The sequence below is a fragment of the Methanobrevibacter sp. genome (assembly GCF_045586545.1).
In the GTDB taxonomy this organism is placed as follows: Archaea; Methanobacteriota; Methanobacteria; order Methanobacteriales; family Methanobacteriaceae; genus Methanocatella.
Genome location: NZ_JAZNAN010000073.1, coordinates 1 through 19,801 on the forward strand (window position 1 = coordinate 1; position 19,801 = coordinate 19,801).

16 protein-coding genes are annotated in these 19,801 nt (G+C 35.5%); 8 read left to right on the forward strand and 8 right to left on the reverse strand.

The genetic code is table 11. From position 1 onward, the window contains the following. Positions 1 to 383: nuclear transport factor 2 family protein (locus ACKI3D_RS05850; RefSeq protein ID WP_407392860.1), on the reverse strand; the 383-nt coding region annotated here is incomplete at its 3' end. Between the two features lie 65 nt (positions 384 to 448). Here ACKI3D_RS05850 and ACKI3D_RS05855 point away from each other — a divergent pair. Together ACKI3D_RS05855 and leuS are read left to right on the forward strand one after the other, a co-directional pair. Further along, a complete protein-coding gene (locus tag ACKI3D_RS05855; RefSeq protein WP_407392906.1) occupies positions 449 to 1,237 on the forward strand; it encodes an NAD+ synthase in 789 nt (262 codons plus the stop codon). Between the two features lie 11 nt (positions 1,238 to 1,248). Further along, positions 1,249 to 4,104, forward strand: a complete 2,856-nt coding sequence (gene leuS / locus ACKI3D_RS05860) for a leucine--tRNA ligase (RefSeq protein ID WP_407392861.1) — start codon at positions 1,249 to 1,251, stop codon at positions 4,102 to 4,104. A 54-nt stretch (positions 4,105 to 4,158) separates the two neighbouring features. On the opposite strand, the gene ACKI3D_RS05865 is transcribed toward leuS, so the two are convergent. Further along, entirely contained in the window at positions 4,159 to 4,890 is a 732-nt protein-coding gene (locus tag ACKI3D_RS05865) for a tRNA (adenine-N1)-methyltransferase (protein WP_407392863.1), read from the reverse strand. A 9-nt stretch (positions 4,891 to 4,899) separates the two neighbouring features. Beyond that, entirely contained in the window at positions 4,900 to 5,859 is a 960-nt protein-coding gene (locus tag ACKI3D_RS05870) for a M48 family metalloprotease (protein ID WP_407392865.1), read from the reverse strand. A gap of 148 nt (positions 5,860 to 6,007) precedes the next feature. Here ACKI3D_RS05870 and ACKI3D_RS05875 point away from each other — a divergent pair, with 148 nt between their 5' ends. Both ACKI3D_RS05875 and ACKI3D_RS05880 read left to right on the forward strand, forming a co-directional pair. Further along, positions 6,008 to 6,955 carry a replication factor C small subunit gene (locus ACKI3D_RS05875; protein WP_407392867.1) on the forward strand — a complete coding sequence of 316 codons (948 nt, stop codon included), beginning with the start codon at positions 6,008 to 6,010 and terminating at the stop codon, positions 6,953 to 6,955. Between the two features lie 9 nt (positions 6,956 to 6,964). Continuing rightward, complete coding sequence (locus tag ACKI3D_RS05880) at positions 6,965 to 8,497, forward strand: replication factor C large subunit (protein ID WP_407392869.1); 1,533 nt, start codon at positions 6,965 to 6,967, stop codon at positions 8,495 to 8,497. Here ACKI3D_RS05880 and ACKI3D_RS05885 read toward each other — a convergent pair. Together ACKI3D_RS05885 and ACKI3D_RS05890 are read right to left on the reverse strand one after the other, a co-directional pair. Continuing rightward, on the reverse strand, positions 8,480 to 9,169 hold the full coding sequence (locus ACKI3D_RS05885) for an ATPase (protein ID WP_407392871.1): 690 nt from the start codon (positions 9,167 to 9,169) through the stop codon (positions 8,480 to 8,482). The two genes, ACKI3D_RS05880 and ACKI3D_RS05885, sit on opposite strands and share 18 nt — an antisense overlap. A 7-nt stretch (positions 9,170 to 9,176) precedes the next feature. Continuing rightward, on the reverse strand, positions 9,177 to 10,025 hold the full coding sequence (locus ACKI3D_RS05890) for a shikimate dehydrogenase (RefSeq protein WP_407392872.1): 849 nt from the start codon (positions 10,023 to 10,025) through the stop codon (positions 9,177 to 9,179). Between the two features lie 85 nt (positions 10,026 to 10,110). Here ACKI3D_RS05890 and hisS point away from each other — a divergent pair, with 85 nt between their 5' ends. From hisS to ACKI3D_RS05910, 4 genes are read left to right on the forward strand one after another with little or no spacing between them, the layout of a single operon-like run. Further along, on the forward strand, positions 10,111 to 11,406 hold the full coding sequence (gene hisS / locus ACKI3D_RS05895; RefSeq protein WP_407392874.1) for a histidine--tRNA ligase: 1,296 nt from the start codon (positions 10,111 to 10,113) through the stop codon (positions 11,404 to 11,406). A gap of 1 nt (position 11,407) precedes the next feature. Then, a complete protein-coding gene (gene hisI, locus ACKI3D_RS05900; RefSeq protein WP_407392876.1) occupies positions 11,408 to 11,815 on the forward strand; it encodes a phosphoribosyl-AMP cyclohydrolase in 408 nt (135 codons plus the stop codon). 1 nt (position 11,816) lies between these two features. After that, positions 11,817 to 13,661 carry a PINc/VapC family ATPase gene (locus tag ACKI3D_RS05905; RefSeq protein WP_407392878.1) on the forward strand — a complete coding sequence of 615 codons (1,845 nt, stop codon included), beginning with the start codon at positions 11,817 to 11,819 and terminating at the stop codon, positions 13,659 to 13,661. Between the two features lie 4 nt (positions 13,662 to 13,665). Next, positions 13,666 to 14,415: a sugar phosphate isomerase/epimerase family protein gene (locus ACKI3D_RS05910; protein ID WP_407392880.1), complete on the forward strand. Its 750-nt coding sequence runs from the start codon at positions 13,666 to 13,668 to the stop codon at positions 14,413 to 14,415. Here ACKI3D_RS05910 and ACKI3D_RS05915 read toward each other — a convergent pair. The 3 genes from ACKI3D_RS05915 to ACKI3D_RS05925 all read right to left on the reverse strand — a co-directional run bounded on the left by ACKI3D_RS05915 (position 14,412) and on the right by ACKI3D_RS05925 (position 19,764). Next, positions 14,412 to 16,733: a DEAD/DEAH box helicase gene (locus tag ACKI3D_RS05915; protein ID WP_407392881.1), complete on the reverse strand. Its 2,322-nt coding sequence runs from the start codon at positions 16,731 to 16,733 to the stop codon at positions 14,412 to 14,414. The two genes, ACKI3D_RS05910 and ACKI3D_RS05915, sit on opposite strands and share 4 nt — an antisense overlap. A 144-nt stretch (positions 16,734 to 16,877) precedes the next feature. Next, on the reverse strand, positions 16,878 to 18,386 hold the full coding sequence (locus tag ACKI3D_RS05920; RefSeq protein WP_407392883.1) for a Mur ligase family protein: 1,509 nt from the start codon (positions 18,384 to 18,386) through the stop codon (positions 16,878 to 16,880). Further along, positions 18,379 to 19,764 (reverse strand): Mur ligase family protein, encoded by a 1,386-nt coding sequence (locus ACKI3D_RS05925; RefSeq protein WP_407392885.1) that lies wholly within the window; start codon positions 19,762 to 19,764, stop codon positions 18,379 to 18,381. Before ACKI3D_RS05925 ends, ACKI3D_RS05920 begins: the two co-directional genes overlap by 8 nt. Positions 19,765 to 19,801 lie beyond the last annotated feature (37 nt).

Sequence of the window (19,801 nt, forward strand, 5' to 3'; positions counted from 1 at the left end):
CACTTGCTAAGATGCCAATTTTCATCAATTTTTTCAAAACTGGCTACTGTATTAGAAATCCATCTTAATTCTCTGCCGTTGACTTTAGCGGTTAATCTGACTTTGGCAATTAAAGAAGCATTATTGCCATCATCAAATAATATTGTGGGGTCCATAATTTCACAACTAGAAAAATCATAAGACCCATCGCTTATCTGCAAGATAAATTCATCTTTAGTTTGAAATTTTCCAGGAATCTGACTAAATTCAAAATTTTCCAAAAGAATCTCATTTAAAGTTTCTACATCTGCCTCAATCAATGATTCTTGGAATTCAGCAAACTTATCAACAATTTTTTCATCATCATCAGAAAACGATTTCTCACAAAGTAATTTCACATTCATAATATAATTTATTAATTAATAAGTACATATTAGTTTATGTATAAATGATAAAAGTTGGTGAAAACATTAGTGAAATTCCAAAAATAGACTTAGAAAAAACAAGATTCGACATTGTTGAATTCATCAAAACTAAAGTCGATGAATCTAAAACAGATGGAATTGTCATTGGCCTAAGCGGCGGAATTGACTCAACATTATCAGCATATTTGTCCTGTGAAGCAGTTGGGAAAGATAAAGTCTTTGGAATCACTTTACCATCCGCTACAACACCCCCTGAAGATAAAATTCATGGAATTGAAGTAGCTCAAAGATTAGGTATCGAATACAAAGAAATAGAAATAGATTCCATTTTAAATGAATTTTTAGATGTTACACAACTTGAAGAAGATAATCTGGCAATAGGAAATCTTAAAGCTAGAATCAGAATGTCAATCATTTATTATTATGCAAACGCTAAAAATTACCTAGTTTGTGGAACTGGTAATAAGAGCGAAATTCTAATTGGTTATTTTACAAAGCATGGAGATGGTGCATGTGATATGGAACCGATTGGAGATTTATACAAAAGTGAAGTCTTTAAATTAAGTGAATCTTTAAACATCCAAAAAGAAATCATCAATAAACCTCCTCGAGCAGGACTTTGGGCAAACCAGACTGATGAAGAAGAAATTGGAATGAGTTATGATTTACTTGACCAAATTTTATATTTATATACTGAAAAAGGTACGAAAAATACTGAAATAGCTCAAAGATTAGATATTTCAGTTGATGACGTTGATATGATAATTAATAAAATAGGAAGGAGCGAACACAAAAGTAAAGTTCCGGAAAGTCCTCAAAAAACAATCTTATAGACGGTGATTTAGTGAGCGAAAATATTGAAAAGAAATGGCAGAAAAAATGGGCTGAAGCAAAATTATTTGAATCAAACCCAGATGAGAGAGAAAAGTTATACCTTACCGTTGCTTTTCCATATCCTAGTGGAGCAATGCATATAGGACACGGCCGTACATATACCGTACCGGATGTCTATGCAAGATTTAAAAGAATGGAAGGATACAATGTATTATTCCCAATGGCATGGCACGTAACAGGTGCGCCTGTTATTGGAATAGCTGATAGGATTAAAAGAAAAGATCCATGGACACTTGATTTATACCATAGAGTCCATAGAGTTCCTAAAGAAACTTTACCTAAATTGGAAGACCCTGAATATATTGTAAAATACTTTTCAACAGAATACCATGAAGTTATGGAAGAGATGGGTTATTCCATTGATTGGAGAAGAGAATTTAGAACAATCGATCCGACTTACAAAAAATTCATCGAATGGCAAATAACCACTTTACATGAAAAAGGATTGGTTGAAAAAGGCGAACACCCTGTTAAATACTGTCCAAACTGTGACAACCCTGTAGGAGACCACGATTTGCTTGAAGGTGAAGGAGTGGGTGTTAACGAATTGACTCTCTTAAAATTCCCTATTGAAGACAAAATCCTTGTTACAGCAACATTGAGACCTGAAACAATTGTTGGAGCAACTAACATTTGGTTAAACCCTGATGTAGAATATGTACTTGTAAATGCTGAAGGCGAAAAATGGGTCATTACAAAAGAAGCTCACTATAATTTAAAAAATCAAATTAAAGATTTGGAAATCATCGAAGAAATTGACCCTAATGACTTAATTGGAAAAATGGCTACAAATCCATTTTTAGGAAATGAAATACCAATTTTCCCAGCAAGCTTTGTAAGTGCATCCTACGGAAGCGGTGTCGTATTTTCCGAACCTGCTGATGCACCAGCAGACTACATTGCACTTCAAGACTTAAAAAACAATGCAGAATTAATATCCAAATACAATTTAGAAGGCATTGTTGAAAATGTTCATCCAATCCCTGTCTGTACCCTTAAAGGCTATGGAGAAATTCCAGCAGCAGACATTATTGAAAGGCTTGGAATTACCGACCAAAACGATGAAAAATTACATGAAGCTACTAATGAGCTATACAAGCAACAACACAGTAAAGGTACAATTATAGAATCAATTCCTGGTTTTGGTGGAATGAAAGTCCGTTTTGCCCGTGAAGAGCTAAAAGAAAAACTAATCGCAGACAATATGGCTACAATCATATACGACTTTGCTGAAAGACCAGTTGTATGCAGATGCGGTAACAATTGTGTTGTCAAAATCATGGATGACCAATGGTTCATGAAATACGGCAATGAAGAATGGACTGAAAAAACCTTACAAGTTCTTGAAGGCGAAACAATCATTCCAAAAGAACTTAAAAGCAACTTTGAATATTACATTAACTGGTTGGATGATTGGGCATGTTCCAGAAAAGTAGGACTTGGAACCAGACTTCCATGGGACCAACAATGGTTAATCGAACCTTTAACCGATTCCACTATTTACATGTCCTACTATACAATTGCAAAATACTTAAAAGATATGGATCCTGATGATTTGAACCTTGCTTTCTTTGATAAAGTTCTTTTAGGTAAAGATTCCGGCGAAATTACCGTGCCTGCTGAAAAGGTTCAGGAAATCCAGGACGAATTCAACTATTGGTATCCTCTCGATTGGAGATTATCTGCAAAAGATTTGGTAGGAAACCACTTAAGCTTTTTAATGTTTACACATAGTGCAATTTATCCTGAAGAAAAATGGCCGAAAGGAACAGTAGTCTTCGGAATGGGTCTTTTAGAAGGAAACAAAATGTCTTCCTCAAAAGGTAATGTAATTTTACTTAAAGATGCAATCAAAGATTACACAGCAGATGTAGTAAGGCTTTTCCTTATGGCATCAGCTGAACCATGGCAAGACTTCGACTGGAGAGAAAAAGAAGTTCTTGGAACCAAAAGGAGACTTGAATGGTTTAGAGAATTTGCGGCTAAAGTTGAAGAAGTAAAAGGTTCACCATTAGATTTGAGCAATATCGAAGAAGTTGAACTGACCCGTACCATTGACTTATGGATGATTAGCCAACTCAACGAACATATCAAAAAATCAACTGAAGCTCTAGAAGTCTTCCAGACAAGACAAGCTCTACAAGACTCCTTATTCTTGCTTAAAAAAGATGTTGACCACTACCTATATCGTGTGAAACATATTATTGATGATAAAGACCCTGCAGTTATTTATGTATTATCCACTGTCCTTGAAGCATGGATTAGGCTTTTAGCACCATTTACTCCACACACTTCAGAAGAATTATGGAGCACATATGGTGGAAAAGGCTTTGTAAGTGAAGCCGCTTGGCCTGAAGCTGATGAAAGCCTAATGAGCATTGAAATTGAAAAATCAGAAGAGTTAGTGGAAAATATCATCAAAGATATCGCACACATTAAACAGATGGTTGGAGACGATGTTGAAAAGGTCCACATTTACCTCGCCCCTGACTGGAAATGGGACTTGTACAAAATAGCTGATGAGGTTGGAAAACCTGATATCGGCCAGATTATGGGCAGAGCCATTGGAGCCAACATCTATGATGACAAAAAAGAAATAGCTATGGTGGCCAAAAAAATCGGTAAAGAGATAACTAAAACAAGATACATCGGCAAAATAAATGAAGAAGAAATTCTAACCGATGCGCTTGACTACATAAAAGAAGAATGTGGTAATGAAGTTATCATACACACCGATGACTCATATGACCCACAAAACAAGGCAAAAAATGCAATGCCTTACAAACCAGCATTATTTATGGAGTAATCTTAATTATTCCAACTATTTTTTATTTTTGAAAAATATTCAAGGTCTAGTTAGTTATAATTTTCGTGCAAACAGTAAATATCCACTATGCCCAACCATGCGTGTCTTTGGCCTAACGCCATTCTGGCGAATTTCAAGCCCTCGCTCTAAAGTCTCGATGATTTCAATATCATAAAAACCTAGCTTTTTGGCAACGCGATAAGAGATTTTAGCCTGATCGACATATGGAGCATATACTGCCAAGTATCCTCCAACATTTAAGGCCTCCAATACCTCTTCAAATATTTCATATGGTTTCGGCAAATCTAAAAAGACCAAATCAATGTTATCTTCATCGATTCCCTCTTTAATATTCTGATTTTTAACATGGATGTTGGTTATTCCAAAGTTGTCGATGTTTCTTTGGGCAATCTCTGCAAAGTCCTCTCTGATTTCATAGGTGAAAACATCCCCCTCATCGCCGACGACATTACCAAAGTTAAGTGCAATGGCACCGGCACCGGTTCCGGCATCAACTACCCTTGAACCCGCACCTAGACCTGTGTGGGATAAGACCTGTCCAATGTCTTTTTTAATGAGAATTGAACAGCGTCTTTCCATTACATCAATGAAGTCATTGATATTCGGTTTTACGATTTTAAATGCGTGGCCTGAGTGGCTTTCAACCTCATCTCCTATTTCAGCTGCATCCAATACATCAGCCTTAATGATTCCCAAATCACTTTGAAATTCTTCTCCAGGTTTTAAAATACACTTCTTACCACGTTCATCTAAAATCATCTTCATATTATACACCTAATTTTCAAGTTCTGATAATCTTTTTACTCTCTTTAAGGAATCCGGGTGAGTGGACAATAGTTCCATGAACCCGTTTTTCTTAGATATTTTTACATCAGAATTAGCGAGCCTCCTCAACTCTTCATCTGATATTCTTCCATCACCATCAAAGTCGATCTGTTTAAAGTCAACGACATCATGTTTTGCATTATTTATATCATTGACGAAGAATGCACGATTTGTGTTGTAATCAGCAATTGTCTCGTCGCTGCATCTTGCGGCACCATATGACAATTTATATAATGCGGATACCAATGCGGCAGGCCTGTTTCCAAACTCTACACTAGCTTCATCAGCGTAATATTCTCTTGTTCTTGAAATAAACAATACCAGCAATTGGCCAATGAGATAGAATACATATCCTAAAATTCCAATGATAATGGTTCCGCCATTCCTGCTGTCTCCTGAAAACATGAATGACAATGCAATGTAATAACAAATCATTGGAATTACACTTACTGCAGAGGTTACAATCATGTCATTATGTTTTATGTGGCCCATTTCATGACCAATGACTGCTCTTAGTTCATCACGGTCAAGCAAGCCTAAAATAGGACGGGTTATCGCAATATGTCCGCTTCTTTTTGATCTTCCATAAGCAAATGCATTTGGAATATTCACTTCGGATAATCCGATTTCAGGTTTTGGAATGCCCGCAGCGTCAGCCAATTCCTGAACCATCTGGTGGATGTGAGGCGCTTCTGCCTCGGACAACGGCCTTACATTCATTGAACGTTTGACGAGAGATGGTCCAAACCAATATTGTAAAAATACTATAATTAAACTTGCAGCTAACCAAATCAGGTAATTGGTTACGCCTAAATACCATCCCGCAAGCATAACTAATATATAAACAATTGTAAACATTAAAATGGAAGTTATCCACATTCTTAATTTAAGTTTCCATGTGCCTCTCATTTCTAACACCTTATTTTTTCGCAAACATTACTTAACAAATGCTCACTTTAACTATATATTAATTTAATTTCATACATTAATAAAAGTTAAGCAAAAAATAATTTAACAACATCATACATAAATGTTACTATAAAAAAATGGTGATTAAATGAGCGGACCATGGGTAGAAAAATATAGACCACAAAAACTAGAGGACATCGTAGGACAAAAGCAAATCGTAGCAAGACTGGAAAAATATGTAGGCGAAAAAAGTATGCCTAACTTAATGTTTACAGGTCCTGCAGGTGTCGGTAAAACAACCACAGCCTTAGCACTAGCAAAATCCATTCTTGGAGAATACTGGAGAAATAACTTTTTAGAATTGAATGCATCTGATGCAAGAGGAATCGAAACTGTAAGAAATGACATTAAGAGTTTCTGTAGATTAAAACCTGTTGGCGCTCCATTTAGAATAATTTTCCTTGACGAAGTAGACAACATGACAAAAGACGCTCAACATGCTCTTCGTCGTGAAATGGAAATGTATACCAAAACCGCTTCATTTATACTTTCATGTAACTATTCCTCAAAAATCATTGACCCTATCCAATCAAGATGTGCAATATTCAGATTCGCTCCGATAAAAGGAGAAGAAATCAAAGGACGTTTGCAGTTCATCTGTGAAAATGAAGGATTCGAAGCAGATGACAAAGGCCTTGAAACAATCATCTATTTTGCTGAAGGAGATATGAGAAAAGCAGTGAATGTCCTTCAGGCCGCCGCTTCCGAAGGTGAAGCAATAACAGAAGATGCAGTTTATGAAGTGGTTTCCAAAGCAAAGCCACAGGATATTGGAAATATGATTAACAAAGCCCTGATGGGCGACTTTATGGGTGCACGCAACATCTTGAGAGAAACCATGGTGCTGCAGGGAACCAGTGGAGAAGATATGGTTACCCAAATTTATCAGGACGTTTCTAAAAGAGTCCTTGAGGGAAAAATGGATGCAGGCATTTACATGGACTTGATTGAAGCAATAGCCGAATGCGACTTTAGAATAAGAGAAGGGTCAAATCCAAGAATACAGCTTGAAGCACTACTCACTAAATTCTTATAAGGTATAGAAATGTTATGGACTGACAAATACCGACCGCAAGAGCTCTCACAGGTAGTCGGTAATAAGAAAGAGATTAAGATAATCACAGATTGGGTTGATGCATGGAAGAACAGCAACCCACAGATACCATTGCTTTTAGTTGGACCGCCAGGTATTGGAAAAACTACACTCGCACAGATTATCGCAAAGGAATTTTCCGAATATATCGAGTTAAATGCAAGTGACAAGCGTTCACAGGATGTTATCAAAAGCACAATCGGAGAGTCCTCATCATCAAGATCACTATTTGGCGATGAGTATAAACTGATTATCCTTGACGAAGTTGACGGAATTCACGGAAGCAACGACCGTGGAGGAGTTAAAGCAATTGGTGAGATAATTAAAAATTCCAAACATCCAATGATTTTAATTGCTAACGATTTTTATTCAAAACGCTTGCAGTCTATTAAACCGAAGTGCACAGTAATCAAAATGAAAAAAGCTAGATGGAATTCAATTTCTGCACTTTTAAGAAAAATTTCAATAGCTGAAGGCGTTGAAGTGGAACCTGCTGCTTTAAAAGAAATTGCAGTAAAATCACAGGGAGATGTCAGATCTGCCATCAATACACTTCAAGCTCTTGCCGATAAAGATAAAAAGCTAGACGTGAGCGATGTTGAAAATGTAGTTACCAAAGATTCACGTTCAGACATATTTAATGCAATCACCGGTGTTTTGAAAAGTAAAACACCATCACATGTAAAAGAGGCATTGTGGGTTGAAGAAGACCCTACACTTGTTATGGAATATATTGCGGAAAACATTCCAAGAGAATATGAGAAAAAAGATGAAATAAAAAAAGCATATGAATACATCTCAAAGGCCGACATTAACTTTGGAAGAGCTCAAAGCAGCAGAAATTATGGTTATTGGAAATATGCAAGCGACTTTATGGGAATAGGGGTAAGCAGCTCCAAGCATGAAACCTATAGAAAATTCAGCAAAATACAGACACCAACAATATTCGGTTTAATGAGTAGAAACCGTGGGAAACGTAATTTACGTGACGATATTGCTGAGAAGATGTCAAAAAAGATGCATATATCCCATTCAATAGCTATTTCAATGTTCCCATATCTTGAGATAATGTTTAAAAATGATGAACTTGCCTGGGAGATTTCAGACTTTTTAGATTTGGAAGATGCAGAAATCAAACGATTCAGGAAAAAGAAAATCCCTAAAAAAGTTGTAACCAAAATGGAAAAGCAAAAAGCTCAAATGAGAGTTGAAGAGCGTGACAGACGTGCTGAAGAGCTTAAAAATCAGATGATGAATGTAATTCCTGAAGTCGAAGAGACACAAGATGATGCACTGCCATTTGAAATTCCGGGTTTAGAAAGTACTCTTAGTGAAGAAGTCACTGAAGAGCCAGAAACAGTAGAAGAACCCCCTGAAGAAATTATTGAAGAGCCAGAAACAGTAGAAGAAAAAGCTAAAGAAAAATCAGAAGAGAAAAAAGAGAAAAAGAAAACTGATAAACAGGTTTCATTGTTCAGTTTCTAACTTTTTTTCAATGAATTCAGCTGCTTTTACAACATTTTCCCTATATTGAGGAGCAACATCTTTTAAAAATTCAGAAAATGAATTAGCTAATTCATTTTTATTTTTATTATCTATCAATTCTTGACCGTCCATTTCCAAAAATGAATTAATCCACTCAAGTGATACACCAACCAATGGATAGATTTCATCTGATTGTCTAGAATAATTTAAACCTTCACCTGAAAAAATTCCTTCAAAAATATCGTTGACCTGGTCATCTAAAATCAAAGGGTTGACAATATAATCATAATCCCCCTCATGAACTAGCTTAACGCCATATTTACGAGTATACGGTTCCATCAGCAATTCAACAATGAAATTATCTTCAGGCATTAAAATACGGGAATTCGGTTCAATTTCCAATGCCAAATGCTTAGAAGATTTTGAACATATTTTCTGGAATAATTTGGATCTGACAATCTCGATTTCATGGAATTGCTTATTAAAGGTAGCTTCCCGTTTTCTTGAAAACTTCGAAAATCTCAAATTGTTAATGTAAATTTTTTGAGGAGTATAAGAAATAAATCTAGTATCGACACCAATCATCTTTAAAAATTTAAGTACATCTTCCTTAGATGTGCTAAATTTCTCTTCATCAGGTGCCAATCCAGAAATATCAAACATCAAATCCATTATATCACTACAAATCAAGGGTTTCTCTCAATGCCTTTTCCATCACGTCTACAGGCGCATCTACTCCAGTCCATATTTTAAAGCTTTCTGCTCCTTGGTAAAGCAGCATTTTGATTCCGTAAACTGGTTTTGCATTAGCTTTGATAGCTTCCTTTATTAGTACAGTCTCATTAGGATTGTAGACAGCATCAAACACGACTAAATCCTCATGCATATCATCTGAAGTTGCAATAGAATCAACATTTACATTCGGATGCATTCCAACTGGAGTTGTATTAATTAAAATGTCCCCATCAGATAGATACTCATTAATCTCAGAAATAGAAGCGTATTTAACTTCATTCATCAAACCTGAATCTAAAACATCGCCAGCCAAGTTTTGTGCCTTTTCAACATTCCTATTTAGAACTGTTAATGTATCTGCACCATACTTTGCAATATAAAATGAAATAGCTCTTGATGCACCGCCTGCACCGGCAACAATGACATTTTTATTTTCAATGCTGGTTACCTCTTCAATTGCCTTAACTGCACCAATTCCATCGGTATTGTAACCTTTCATCTCTTTAAAGTCAATTGTATTTACTGCTCCTATTAAACCTGCTACTTCATCAATCTCATCTAAAAATTCAATTACTCCAATTTTATGTGGAATTGTAACGTTGAATCCTTTAATATTTAGTGATTTAGCCCCACTAATAGCTGATTTTAATTCATTTGGATTAACATCGAAAGCAACATAAGCATAATCCATTCCTAATGCCTCAAATGCGGCATTGTGCATTGGTGGCGAGAAACTATGCTCTACAGGATGACCTATCAGACCTACAATATTCGTACTACCTTTAATTTTCATATAATATTTAATTGATTAACAAAGATTATATAACTTTGTACATACATAGTTAAATTATACTATATTATTTACAAGGAGTGTAAAAATGGAATTTACAAGACCAAGAGGTACAAGAGACTTTTTATTTGAAGAAATGCGTGAAAGAAAACAAGCAGAAGGTACCTTAAGAAAAGTATTTGAAAGTTATGGTTATCAAGAAATCAAAACCCCTTTATTTGAAGAATTAAGCTTATTTACAACAAAATCTGGAGACGAAATTGTAAATCAATTATACAATTTTAAAGACAAATCTGACAGAGAATTGACCCTAAGACCTGAAATTACTGCTCCAGTAGCTAGATTATACTTAAACGAACTTGAAAAAACAGCTGTTAAACCAATTAAATTATATTACTACGGCAGCTGCTTTAGATATGAAAGACCTCAAAAGGGAAGATTCAGACAATTTTGGCAATTTGGATGTGAATTGATTGGTGCAAAAACCCCCCAAGGGGAAGCTGAAGTAATTGCACTCTGTTCAGATGCAATCAAATCATTGGGCATTACCACAGCCGACGTTAACATTAACCACTTGGGAATTATCAGAGGATTATTCGAACACTTTGACATTTCAGATGAAACTCAAAGGGAAATCATGGTTGTTATTGACAAAGGCGATAAGGATTTACTAATCGAATCATTAAGCGGTGATGAACCAGTTATTGACAATGATGAATTGAATCAAATTCTATTAAAATTAATTGACCTTGTTGGAGACAAATCCATTATCACAGATGTTGAAGAGTTAATTGCACCATATGAAGAACCAAAAGAAGCATTGGAAGAGTTAAAAGAATTAATAAGTCTTTTAGAAGCATTCCAAGTTGAAAATTATACATTAAACTTAGGTGTTGCAAGAGGACTTGATTACTATACTGGAATTGTATTTGAAATTTATGTTCCCGAACTCGGTGCGCAAAAACAAATCTGTGGTGGAGGATCATACAGCCTGGTAAAACTCTTTGGAGGCCAGGAAGTAGAATCAACCGGTTTTGCACTAGGTTTTGACAGATTGATGAATGCAATCGAAGAGCTCACCGATAAAGAGGAATTGCCTTCACACTTGGATGTTTATGTAGCTCCAATTTCTGCTGACGTTAGAGTTAAAGCTTATGAAATTACACAAACCCTAAGGCAAAATGGATTTAAAACCGATGTTGACTTAAACGGTAAAAAATTCAAGAAATTAATGAACTATGCTGATAAGATTAAAGTTGAAAAAATGATTATTATTGGTGCTAACGACCTTGCCGAGGGCAAGGTTACCGTTAAAGACATGATTAGCGGAGAGCAAGAATTAGTTGACATTGACAATATTATAGATTACTTAAAAGAGGCATAACATGAATATCAACTTCAGACATGAAATCAATGGCGTTAAAGTCATTACTGCAATTGCACAGGATGCAGAAACCAACGAAATATTAATGTTGGCAAATATGAATAAGGAAGCATTGATAAAAACCATCGAAACCGGCAAGGCTCATTACTGGAGCACATCAAGAAACCAGTTATGGTTTAAAGGAGAATCATCAGGCCACTTTCAGGAAGTTAAAGAAATCTACGTTGACTGTGATATGGATGCAATTATTTTAAAAATTGAACAGACCGGTGCAGCTTGCCACGAAGGCTACCGTTCATGCTTCTTTAGAAAATTGAATACTGACAATAACATTAACATTGACGATTTAAAAGATGAAGATTTGGATGTCGTATTAGAAAGAATTGTTAACCCAGAAGACGTGTATTAAAATGAAATGCATTATACCTGACACAAGCGCCATCATTATAGGTGCAGTAAGCGAATTGATTGAAAAGGAAAACCTAGATTATCCGGAAATTATTGTACCTGAAGCAGTCGTTTGTGAACTTGAACATCAAGCTAATGACAATAGGTCTGAAGGTCACCGTGGCCTAAAGGAGCTTCAAAAATTACAGGAACTCCAATATGAAGGAGAGTTATCAGTTAGCTTTAAAGGAAAAAGGCCAACCAATTATGATATCCGACATGCCAAAAATGGTGAAATAGACAGCATTATCCGAGACCTTGCAAGAAGCGAAATGGGAACTCTTTTAACTAACGATAAAGTGCAGGCTGAAGTTGCAAAGTCACAGGGAATTCCCGTTTACTTTTTCAAACAGGAATACAAGGAAAAGCCGCTTTCAATTGAAAAATTCTTTGATGACACTACAATGTCCATACACTTAAAAGAAAATGTTGTCCCGATGGCTAAAAAAGGAACTCCCGGACACATCGATTTTGTAGTGTTAAATGAAAAACGTTACACTCACAGAGAGCTTAAGGAAATCGTGGATGAGATACTTGATAAGGCAAAAAGCGACCCAAAAACCTATTTGGAAAGTGAAAAGGAAGGATCGTTCGTCGTTCAATCCAGAGAATATAGAATTTCAATAGCTTACCCTCCATTTTCTGAAGCTCTAGAAATTACAATCGTAAGGCCTGTAGCCAATATCAGCTTAGATGAATATCACCTATCCGATAAATTACTTGAAAGAATCAGGACTAACGCTGAAGGAATATTGATTTCAGGTTCTCCTGGAGCCGGTAAAAGTACTTTTGTACAGGCCATTGCAAAATACTACTCATCAAAATTAAATAAAGTTGTAAAGACAATGGAATCTCCAAGAGATTTGCAGCTTCCAGACGAAATTACACAATACTCCCCACTTGAAGGAAGTATGGAAAATACCGCAGATGTACTGTTGCTTGTAAGGCCGGATTACACAATTTATGATGAGCTTAGAAAAAATACTGACTTTAGCATCTTTGCAGATATGAGATTGGCCGGTGTTGGAATGATTGGAGTTGTCCATGCAACCAGACCAATCGATGCAATTCAGAGAATCGCTTCAAGAGTGGAGCTTGGCGTAATCCCTTCAATTGTTGATACCAGTATTTATATTGAAGACGGTAAAGTTACAAGCGTCTATGAGACAAAAATGACTGTTAAAGTTCCAACAGGGATGAAAGAGGCGGATCTTGCAAGACCTGTCATTGAAGTAAGGGACTTTGAAACCGGCGAACTTAAAAATGAAATCTACACTTACGGTGAGCAGACCATTGTAATGGATATGGATCTTGTAAATGGAGGCTCACAAAATGAATCATACAAATCTTCCGTTGACAAAATTGCCGAAAAGGAAATCTTAAGAAAAATCAAAAAATTGCTGCCTAAAAAGGCGAATGTTGAAGTTGAAGTCATCTCACCTGAAAGGGCAAATATTTACATACCAGATGATTATGTTCCAAAAATCATTGGCAAAAATGGTAAGAGAATTGCAGAAATTGAAGAAAGCATCGGAATAAGTTTGGGAGTTGAAGTTATTGAGGCAAAACCAATTAATAAGACTCCATTTGAAATAGATATTCTTCATACTAAAAAGCAGTTAATCCTTGAATTAGGTAAAGAAAACGGAAGAAAAAACTTTGATATCTTAATTGACAATGAATACCTATTTACAGCAACCACCTCCAAAAAAGGTGAAATAAAAATCAAAAGAGGAAATGAATTATCCGATTTCATTATTGAAGCACTTGAAATGGGATTGAAGATTACGGCTGTTCAAAAAATGTGATACTATGAAACTTGGAGCATCTACACTTGCAGGACTGGAATATGGATTAGAAGACACTTTAGAATTTATTGAAGGATTGGGACTTGAATATACAGAATTAGTTCACCAATTTCCATTTGAAAACATCAATGCCGAAATGTTGGAAAGTTTTAATTTAAAATACTCTATCCACTCTCCGTTTATGGATGTTAATATTGCAGCCCTTCAAGATAAAAGCAGATTAAACTCAATAAATCAAATTAAAGATTCAATTGATTTAGCAAACAAAATCGATGCTGAAACTGTTGTTGTGCATCCTGGACTTGCACCATATTTAGCAAACAAATATTTTTTAGATAAAGTCTATGAATTTTCAAATGAATCAATCAGAGAACTTGGGGAATATGGTAAGGATTTAGGAGTTTCAACTGCAATTGAAAATATGCCAACATTCGAGGGAATGATTTATCAAAACTTAGAAAAATTACATGATACTCTCCTATCTTATGACATGGCAATGACTTTAGACATCGGTCATGCCAACCATGCAGGATACTCTCCGGATGCAATGTACTTTTCTTCGATTAAACACATACATGCCCATGATAATTTTGGTGATGATGATGCACACCTTGCATTAGGTGAAGGCTCAATTGATTTTAAAGGCATCATCAATGATTTAAAGAAAAATAATTATGATGGCATCTATATCATTGAAGTAAATGATTTCGATTCTATCAAAAAAAGTTATGAGTACATGAAAGAAAACTTCTAAAGAAGTTTCTTTTCCTTAATCTCTTTTTCAAAATACAAATATTTAGATTCAATTACTTTTCTAATGTTTTCTGCTGTTTTTTTACCGATTCCATCAACTTCCTGAAGTTCGCTTTCACTAGCATTAAAAACATTAGAAACAGAACCGAAGTGTGACAACAAATTCTTAGCATTAACAGGCCCAATATTAGGCAATGATTCAACAATAAACAATTGCTGTTCCATTAAGCTAACCGGCTTTTTATCAGTTCTAATCTGAATTGGTATTTTTTCACCTTTTTGCTCTCTGATAGCTATTCTTTTAATCATGTAAGCCGTATCTTGAGCGTTTCTTGTAGGGATAATGCTGATTCTAAAATCAAGCGCTAAAGCAGCAATAGACCCTCTCACCGCATTAGGATGGATGACACCATTATACAAATCATCCCCTTCAAGAATAATTACCGGCCTTTTAAACTCTTCAGATAATTCACGTGCCTGTTTGAATAGTCTCTTATCCATGATGGATTCAACAAAATCCTTAGTTGTTTTTCTCTCGATAGCTACCTCATCACTAACCTGATAATCCCCTACGGCCATGGAATTTATCTTTACATCAACTTCAATTTCATTTAGATATCTGATTACCTTGGAATTGCCTTCTCTTGAATCTGCATAAACAATTGGTCTATTTCCTTTTGATTTCGGTTTATCTAATACCTTAACCTTTTTTTCATTATCCATTCGCTCAATTGCAGAAGCGTTCAGCTCTTCCAATACCTCAGGATCAATGAGTTGATTTTTCATCCTGTCTTCTTTCCTGATAGATGACCAGAAATAAGCTTCATCCCTTGTTCCGTTGGTAACTAAAACCTTTACACGGCCTGTTCTTTTACGGCCTGTCCTGCCTCTTCTTTGAATCATTCTAACTTCGGATGGAACTGGCTCATATAATACAACTAAATCAACTGCAGGAATATCGATACCCTCTTCAGCAACACTTGTGGACAACAATACATCATACTCTCCCATTCTAAATGATTTGATTATTGCCTTTTGTTCCTTTTGAGTTAAACCTTTTTCACCATCTTTTGTTGCTTGACCGAAAAATTTAGCGGATTTTATTCCTTCTTTTTCCAATTTTTGATGAATCATCTCAAGGGTATCACGATATTGTGTAAATACCATTATTTTTGAAGAGCTTTCATCGCTTTTATCATCGAACCTGGAAGTCTTAAGTTTTGTCTGGCCGTCACTTTCACCCAATTCCTTTTTAAGAATTTTGGTTATTTCCCTAAGTTTTGGATGTTCCCAACCGTTCTTCTCTGCATTTTTTGCTAATTTAACAGCACGGCCAAAGTTATCATCCCACATTAATGATTTCGCAGCTTTGGTTTTTTTCTTACGTAGCCTTGCAACATACTTATTGAAAGTTTGTATTCCCTGAGTTTCAATCAATTCCTGAGCATGCTGAATGTTGATAACGGCACTCAATATTGAAATGGCCTGGAAGAGATCCTTATCTGGATTAGTTGAACGGGCAATTTCACCTTGAATTCTACCCCTAGCTTTCAGAATATCAACTTTACCAACAGAAACAGTTTTTATAACTCCCATGTTCTTCAAAGCTTTAAGTCTTACTTTCAATGCCTTGTCAACATGTTTTTTAATCTTTTCAATTTCTGAACTCATCTTTACTCTAACCCATTCAATCTCAACCGGATTAAAGTAAGGCTTTACATCCACGTCATCTTCTGTTTTTACAACAATGTTTTGAATGTATAGGTTTTCACAAACTTCTTTAATCTTAAATTTGTCAGAACCAGGTGATGCGGTAAGGCCTAATATTAAATTGAATTTGGATTCCTGGACATAACGTGAAGCCAAATAAACATAAGAATAAGATCCAACACCATGATGGCATTCATCAAAGACAATCAATGAGACATTGCTCAAATCATAACGTCCGTTTAATAAATCTGATTCAACGGTTTGCGGTGTTGCGCAAATTATTCTGGACTCTTCCCATCTTTTAATTCTTTCATCAGTTTTTATAGCCCCTGTCAATGAAGAGCAAGGTAGGGTTATGAATTCCTTAAAACTAGCTTCATGCTGTATTGCTAAGGGTTTTGAAGGGGCTAAGACCAATACTTTAGAATTTTTTACTTTATGCAACCTATCGGCAGCAACTAAAATAGCTACGATTGTCTTACCTAACGCAGTAGGTGCAACAACCATCGTATTTCCTTTTTTTAATACATCCCCTGCAAGAATCTGTTGATATAATCTTGATTCAATAGCATCTTTTTTTAATAAAGGATGATTAATATAACTAGTCATAACAAAACCCACATATAATTTGTAAAAGAATTTCTACCTAACCCTTAATATCATATTAATTCTTAGTTACTTATAAAACCTAAGTGAGAGCATTTGTAAAGTAATCCAAATTACAAACTTAAATTAAAATTATCAAAAATTGAATTAAAGTTCAAAAACAACGTCTTTAAACTTAGTGGCCGCTTCACCAATAGCGATTACCATTTCACAGTCTAAATTTAAAGCTTTTCTTAAACCGTCACGAACTTCATCTTTTGAAGCTCCTAAAGTTCCGGTTTTAACAAAATCTCCAACAGGATTTAAAAAGATTCTATCATTTAATTTTGGATTATCTTTTAATTTTTCCAAAGCTATTTTTTGAGAAGCGACTGAAGCCGGAACAATGAATTTTGAGAATTTTAAAACACTGTTAAATATGTCCACATCACCAATGTAACCGGATTCAGATGAAACTGTTATTACTGTAGTAAAATCACCAAACAATTTTTTAAATTCCTTCAAGACAGTTTCAACACCTGCAGGATTATGAGCATAATCAACGAAAATATCTTTGCCTTTAACCTTTGCTACCTCTTCCATTCTTCCACTGACACCAGTAAAACTGGCAATAGTCGGCAATATTTTTTCATAAGGCAAATCCAAGAAAATATGGGCTGCAATGATAACTCCAGTAATATTGTAAACATTATGAAGTCCATCAATACCCATTTTAACGGTTAATTTTTCAGTAGGAGTGTGCAAATCAAAAGTCCTATTTGCCAAATCGACATTTGTTGCAATATAATCTACTTGAGGAGTTGTAATTCCACATTTGCAGTAGTAGTAACCACAGCCGGAAATAATTTCTTTAACGGCTATTTCATTTCCACAGACACATTCCTTCATACCGATTGAATCCGGAAGCTCATCAACACCAAATGTTATGACTTCGCCCTTAAAGTCAAGTTCGCGTAAAAGTCCCATAATTGTCGGATCCTGACCGTTTACAATCAATTGGCCAAGACCCAATTCAGAAATGAATTCACTTTTAACCTTGGCATAATCCATAAAGCTTCCAAGGTCATTAAGATGATCAGGAGTAATGTTGGTAATCAAACCGTTGGACATGGCAGTATTTTTAACTATTCTTCCAATAGTACCCGGTTTACCGAATGTTCCGACTTCCAAAATCGCAACATCCCCATCCAATCTTGACTGCAATATCGGAATAAATTCGGCATTTCCCTGCATGCCTTCCAGGTCATGTTCACATGGCTTAATTCCATTATCATAAGCAATTCTTTTAAGTAGAGTGGTGGTTGTTGTTTTGCCGTTGGTACCAGTTATTCCAAATACTGGCTTTTCTGGCTGTATCATGTCAATGACCTCTTGAAGTTCTAAAAGAGGCTTGTCACAATTTTTTAAAATATCTGAATCTTTAGATAGACTTGCGGGAGGAATTATATAATCGGCTTTTTTAAAGAAAGTTTCTGGAGTTTTTCCATAAAATACATCAATGTCATAACCTTCAAGGGATTTTGCAAATCTGCAATCTTTTTTAAATGACAAATCGGTTCCAATAACATTATATCCTCTTTGTTTGAGGATTCTTGCAATTAAATTGCCGTTTGCTCCACAAACTCCAATAACTCCAAAGGTTTTATTCTTATTCATATTCTTTACTTCCTTTTTCAAGTCCTTTCATGATTTTCTCAACAGTTGTAAGCCTGTCATATGCTATAAGCGGCCCCATGTGTAGAATTATATCCCCTGGAACTGAATATTTGAATGTTAACTCGGCTGCCTTTTCAATTGTCTCAACAGCTACCTTTTCGATTTTAGGATTTGTTATGGCATCCAGGATTTCCTGAGCGGCTTCCATTTCAACACACTGTGTTACTTCATTGAATCCACTAGCTATAACAACTTTGATATCATATTCGCTTACCAGTTCTCCTACTTCCGCTTTATCACGTACAGATAATGTATCAAAATGATCTAAAAATAGTACAACACTTTCATCTTTAAAGTAATCAAGAGTAATTTTCATTCCATCATATAAAAATGCAGAATCCAGGATAACCTTCCTGCCATTGTAGTCACCTACATCCTCCATGTGTGCAGGCAATCCTTTGAATATGGTTAATGCATCGATAATATCCTGTTTATCAACTCCATATGTCAATGCTACAGCTGATGCGGCAACTGAGTTTTCAAAGAAATAGCTCATCATATAGAAAGGAGTTGTAAACTCATCATCTTTATATTTTATAGTTAATGATTTTTCACCTACAGTTCCTTTGAAGTCAACATCCTCATCAAGGGCATAGTATCTCGCATCATCACGAACCTTTTCAATTATGTCTCTGCATGAATTGTTTGCAATAAAAGTTTCGCTCATGGCTTGCAGAACCAATTTGCGTTGCTGGTATTTTTCAAGGGATCCTCCAAACTCGGACAAATGATCCTCAGCAATATTAGTTAGAAGGCCAATTTTAATATTCAATCTATTTAAAAGTCCTATTGTTCCATGAGGAAGTTCAAAAATAGCTATATCACAGTTTTCGGATTTGCCTGTGACAATGCCATCAATAATGGCTTCTGAAACTAAATTATTTACTAGAGATGAACAGGACCATACCTTATAGCCCGCCTGCTTAAATAAGCTAGTAGTAATAAAAGTAGTGGTGGTCTTTCCCATGGTTCCGGTTATTCCAATTATATCGACTGGAATCAAATCATTAACAATTTTGGAAAACTCTTCATTAGTTAAAACTTTTAAGTCGGACTTAGCTATTTTTTGAGCTATTGGAGCGGAATCCGGCAATGTTGGAGGCATATAGACAGCATCAAATCCATCAACAGAAGGATTTTTGTTTGCCATGTCCAGTTTTACCCCTTCCTTTTCCAATTGATTTAAACTTCTTTGGAATTCTATTTTAAATTCAGATTTGTCTTTTAAATCAGTGATAACGACATCATGGCCTAAATGATTTAGTAGTCTTGCAACAGGCCTACTAGCATTTCCAGCACCAACAACTAAATAATTCATAGTAGTCTTCCTTATAATTTCTTACTATAATGTATAG

Excerpts from the sequence above, each read along its gene's own strand:
- ACKI3D_RS05875 (WP_407392867.1), top strand. The coding sequence starts at position 6,008 with ATGAGCGGACCATGGGTAGAAAAATATAGACCACAAAAACTAGAGGAC.
- ACKI3D_RS05905 (WP_407392878.1), top strand. The coding sequence starts at position 11,817 with ATGAAATGCATTATACCTGACACAAGCGCCATCATTATAGGTGCAGTA.
- ACKI3D_RS05890 (WP_407392872.1), bottom strand. The coding sequence starts at position 10,025 with ATGAAAATTAAAGGTAGTACGAATATTGTAGGTCTGATAGGTCATCCT.
- ACKI3D_RS05870 (WP_407392865.1), bottom strand. The coding sequence starts at position 5,859 with ATGAGAGGCACATGGAAACTTAAATTAAGAATGTGGATAACTTCCATT.
- hisI (WP_407392876.1), top strand. The coding sequence starts at position 11,408 with ATGAATATCAACTTCAGACATGAAATCAATGGCGTTAAAGTCATTACT.
- ACKI3D_RS05925 (WP_407392885.1), bottom strand. The coding sequence starts at position 19,764 with ATGAATTATTTAGTTGTTGGTGCTGGAAATGCTAGTAGGCCTGTTGCA.
- ACKI3D_RS05880 (WP_407392869.1), top strand. The coding sequence starts at position 6,965 with ATGTTATGGACTGACAAATACCGACCGCAAGAGCTCTCACAGGTAGTC.
- ACKI3D_RS05885 (WP_407392871.1), bottom strand. The coding sequence starts at position 9,169 with ATGGATTTGATGTTTGATATTTCTGGATTGGCACCTGATGAAGAGAAA.
- ACKI3D_RS05865 (WP_407392863.1), bottom strand. The coding sequence starts at position 4,890 with ATGAAGATGATTTTAGATGAACGTGGTAAGAAGTGTATTTTAAAACCT.
- hisS (WP_407392874.1), top strand. The coding sequence starts at position 10,111 with ATGGAATTTACAAGACCAAGAGGTACAAGAGACTTTTTATTTGAAGAA.
- ACKI3D_RS05920 (WP_407392883.1), bottom strand. The coding sequence starts at position 18,386 with ATGAATAAGAATAAAACCTTTGGAGTTATTGGAGTTTGTGGAGCAAAC.
- ACKI3D_RS05915 (WP_407392881.1), bottom strand. The coding sequence starts at position 16,733 with ATGACTAGTTATATTAATCATCCTTTATTAAAAAAAGATGCTATTGAA.
- ACKI3D_RS05910 (WP_407392880.1), top strand. The coding sequence starts at position 13,666 with ATGAAACTTGGAGCATCTACACTTGCAGGACTGGAATATGGATTAGAA.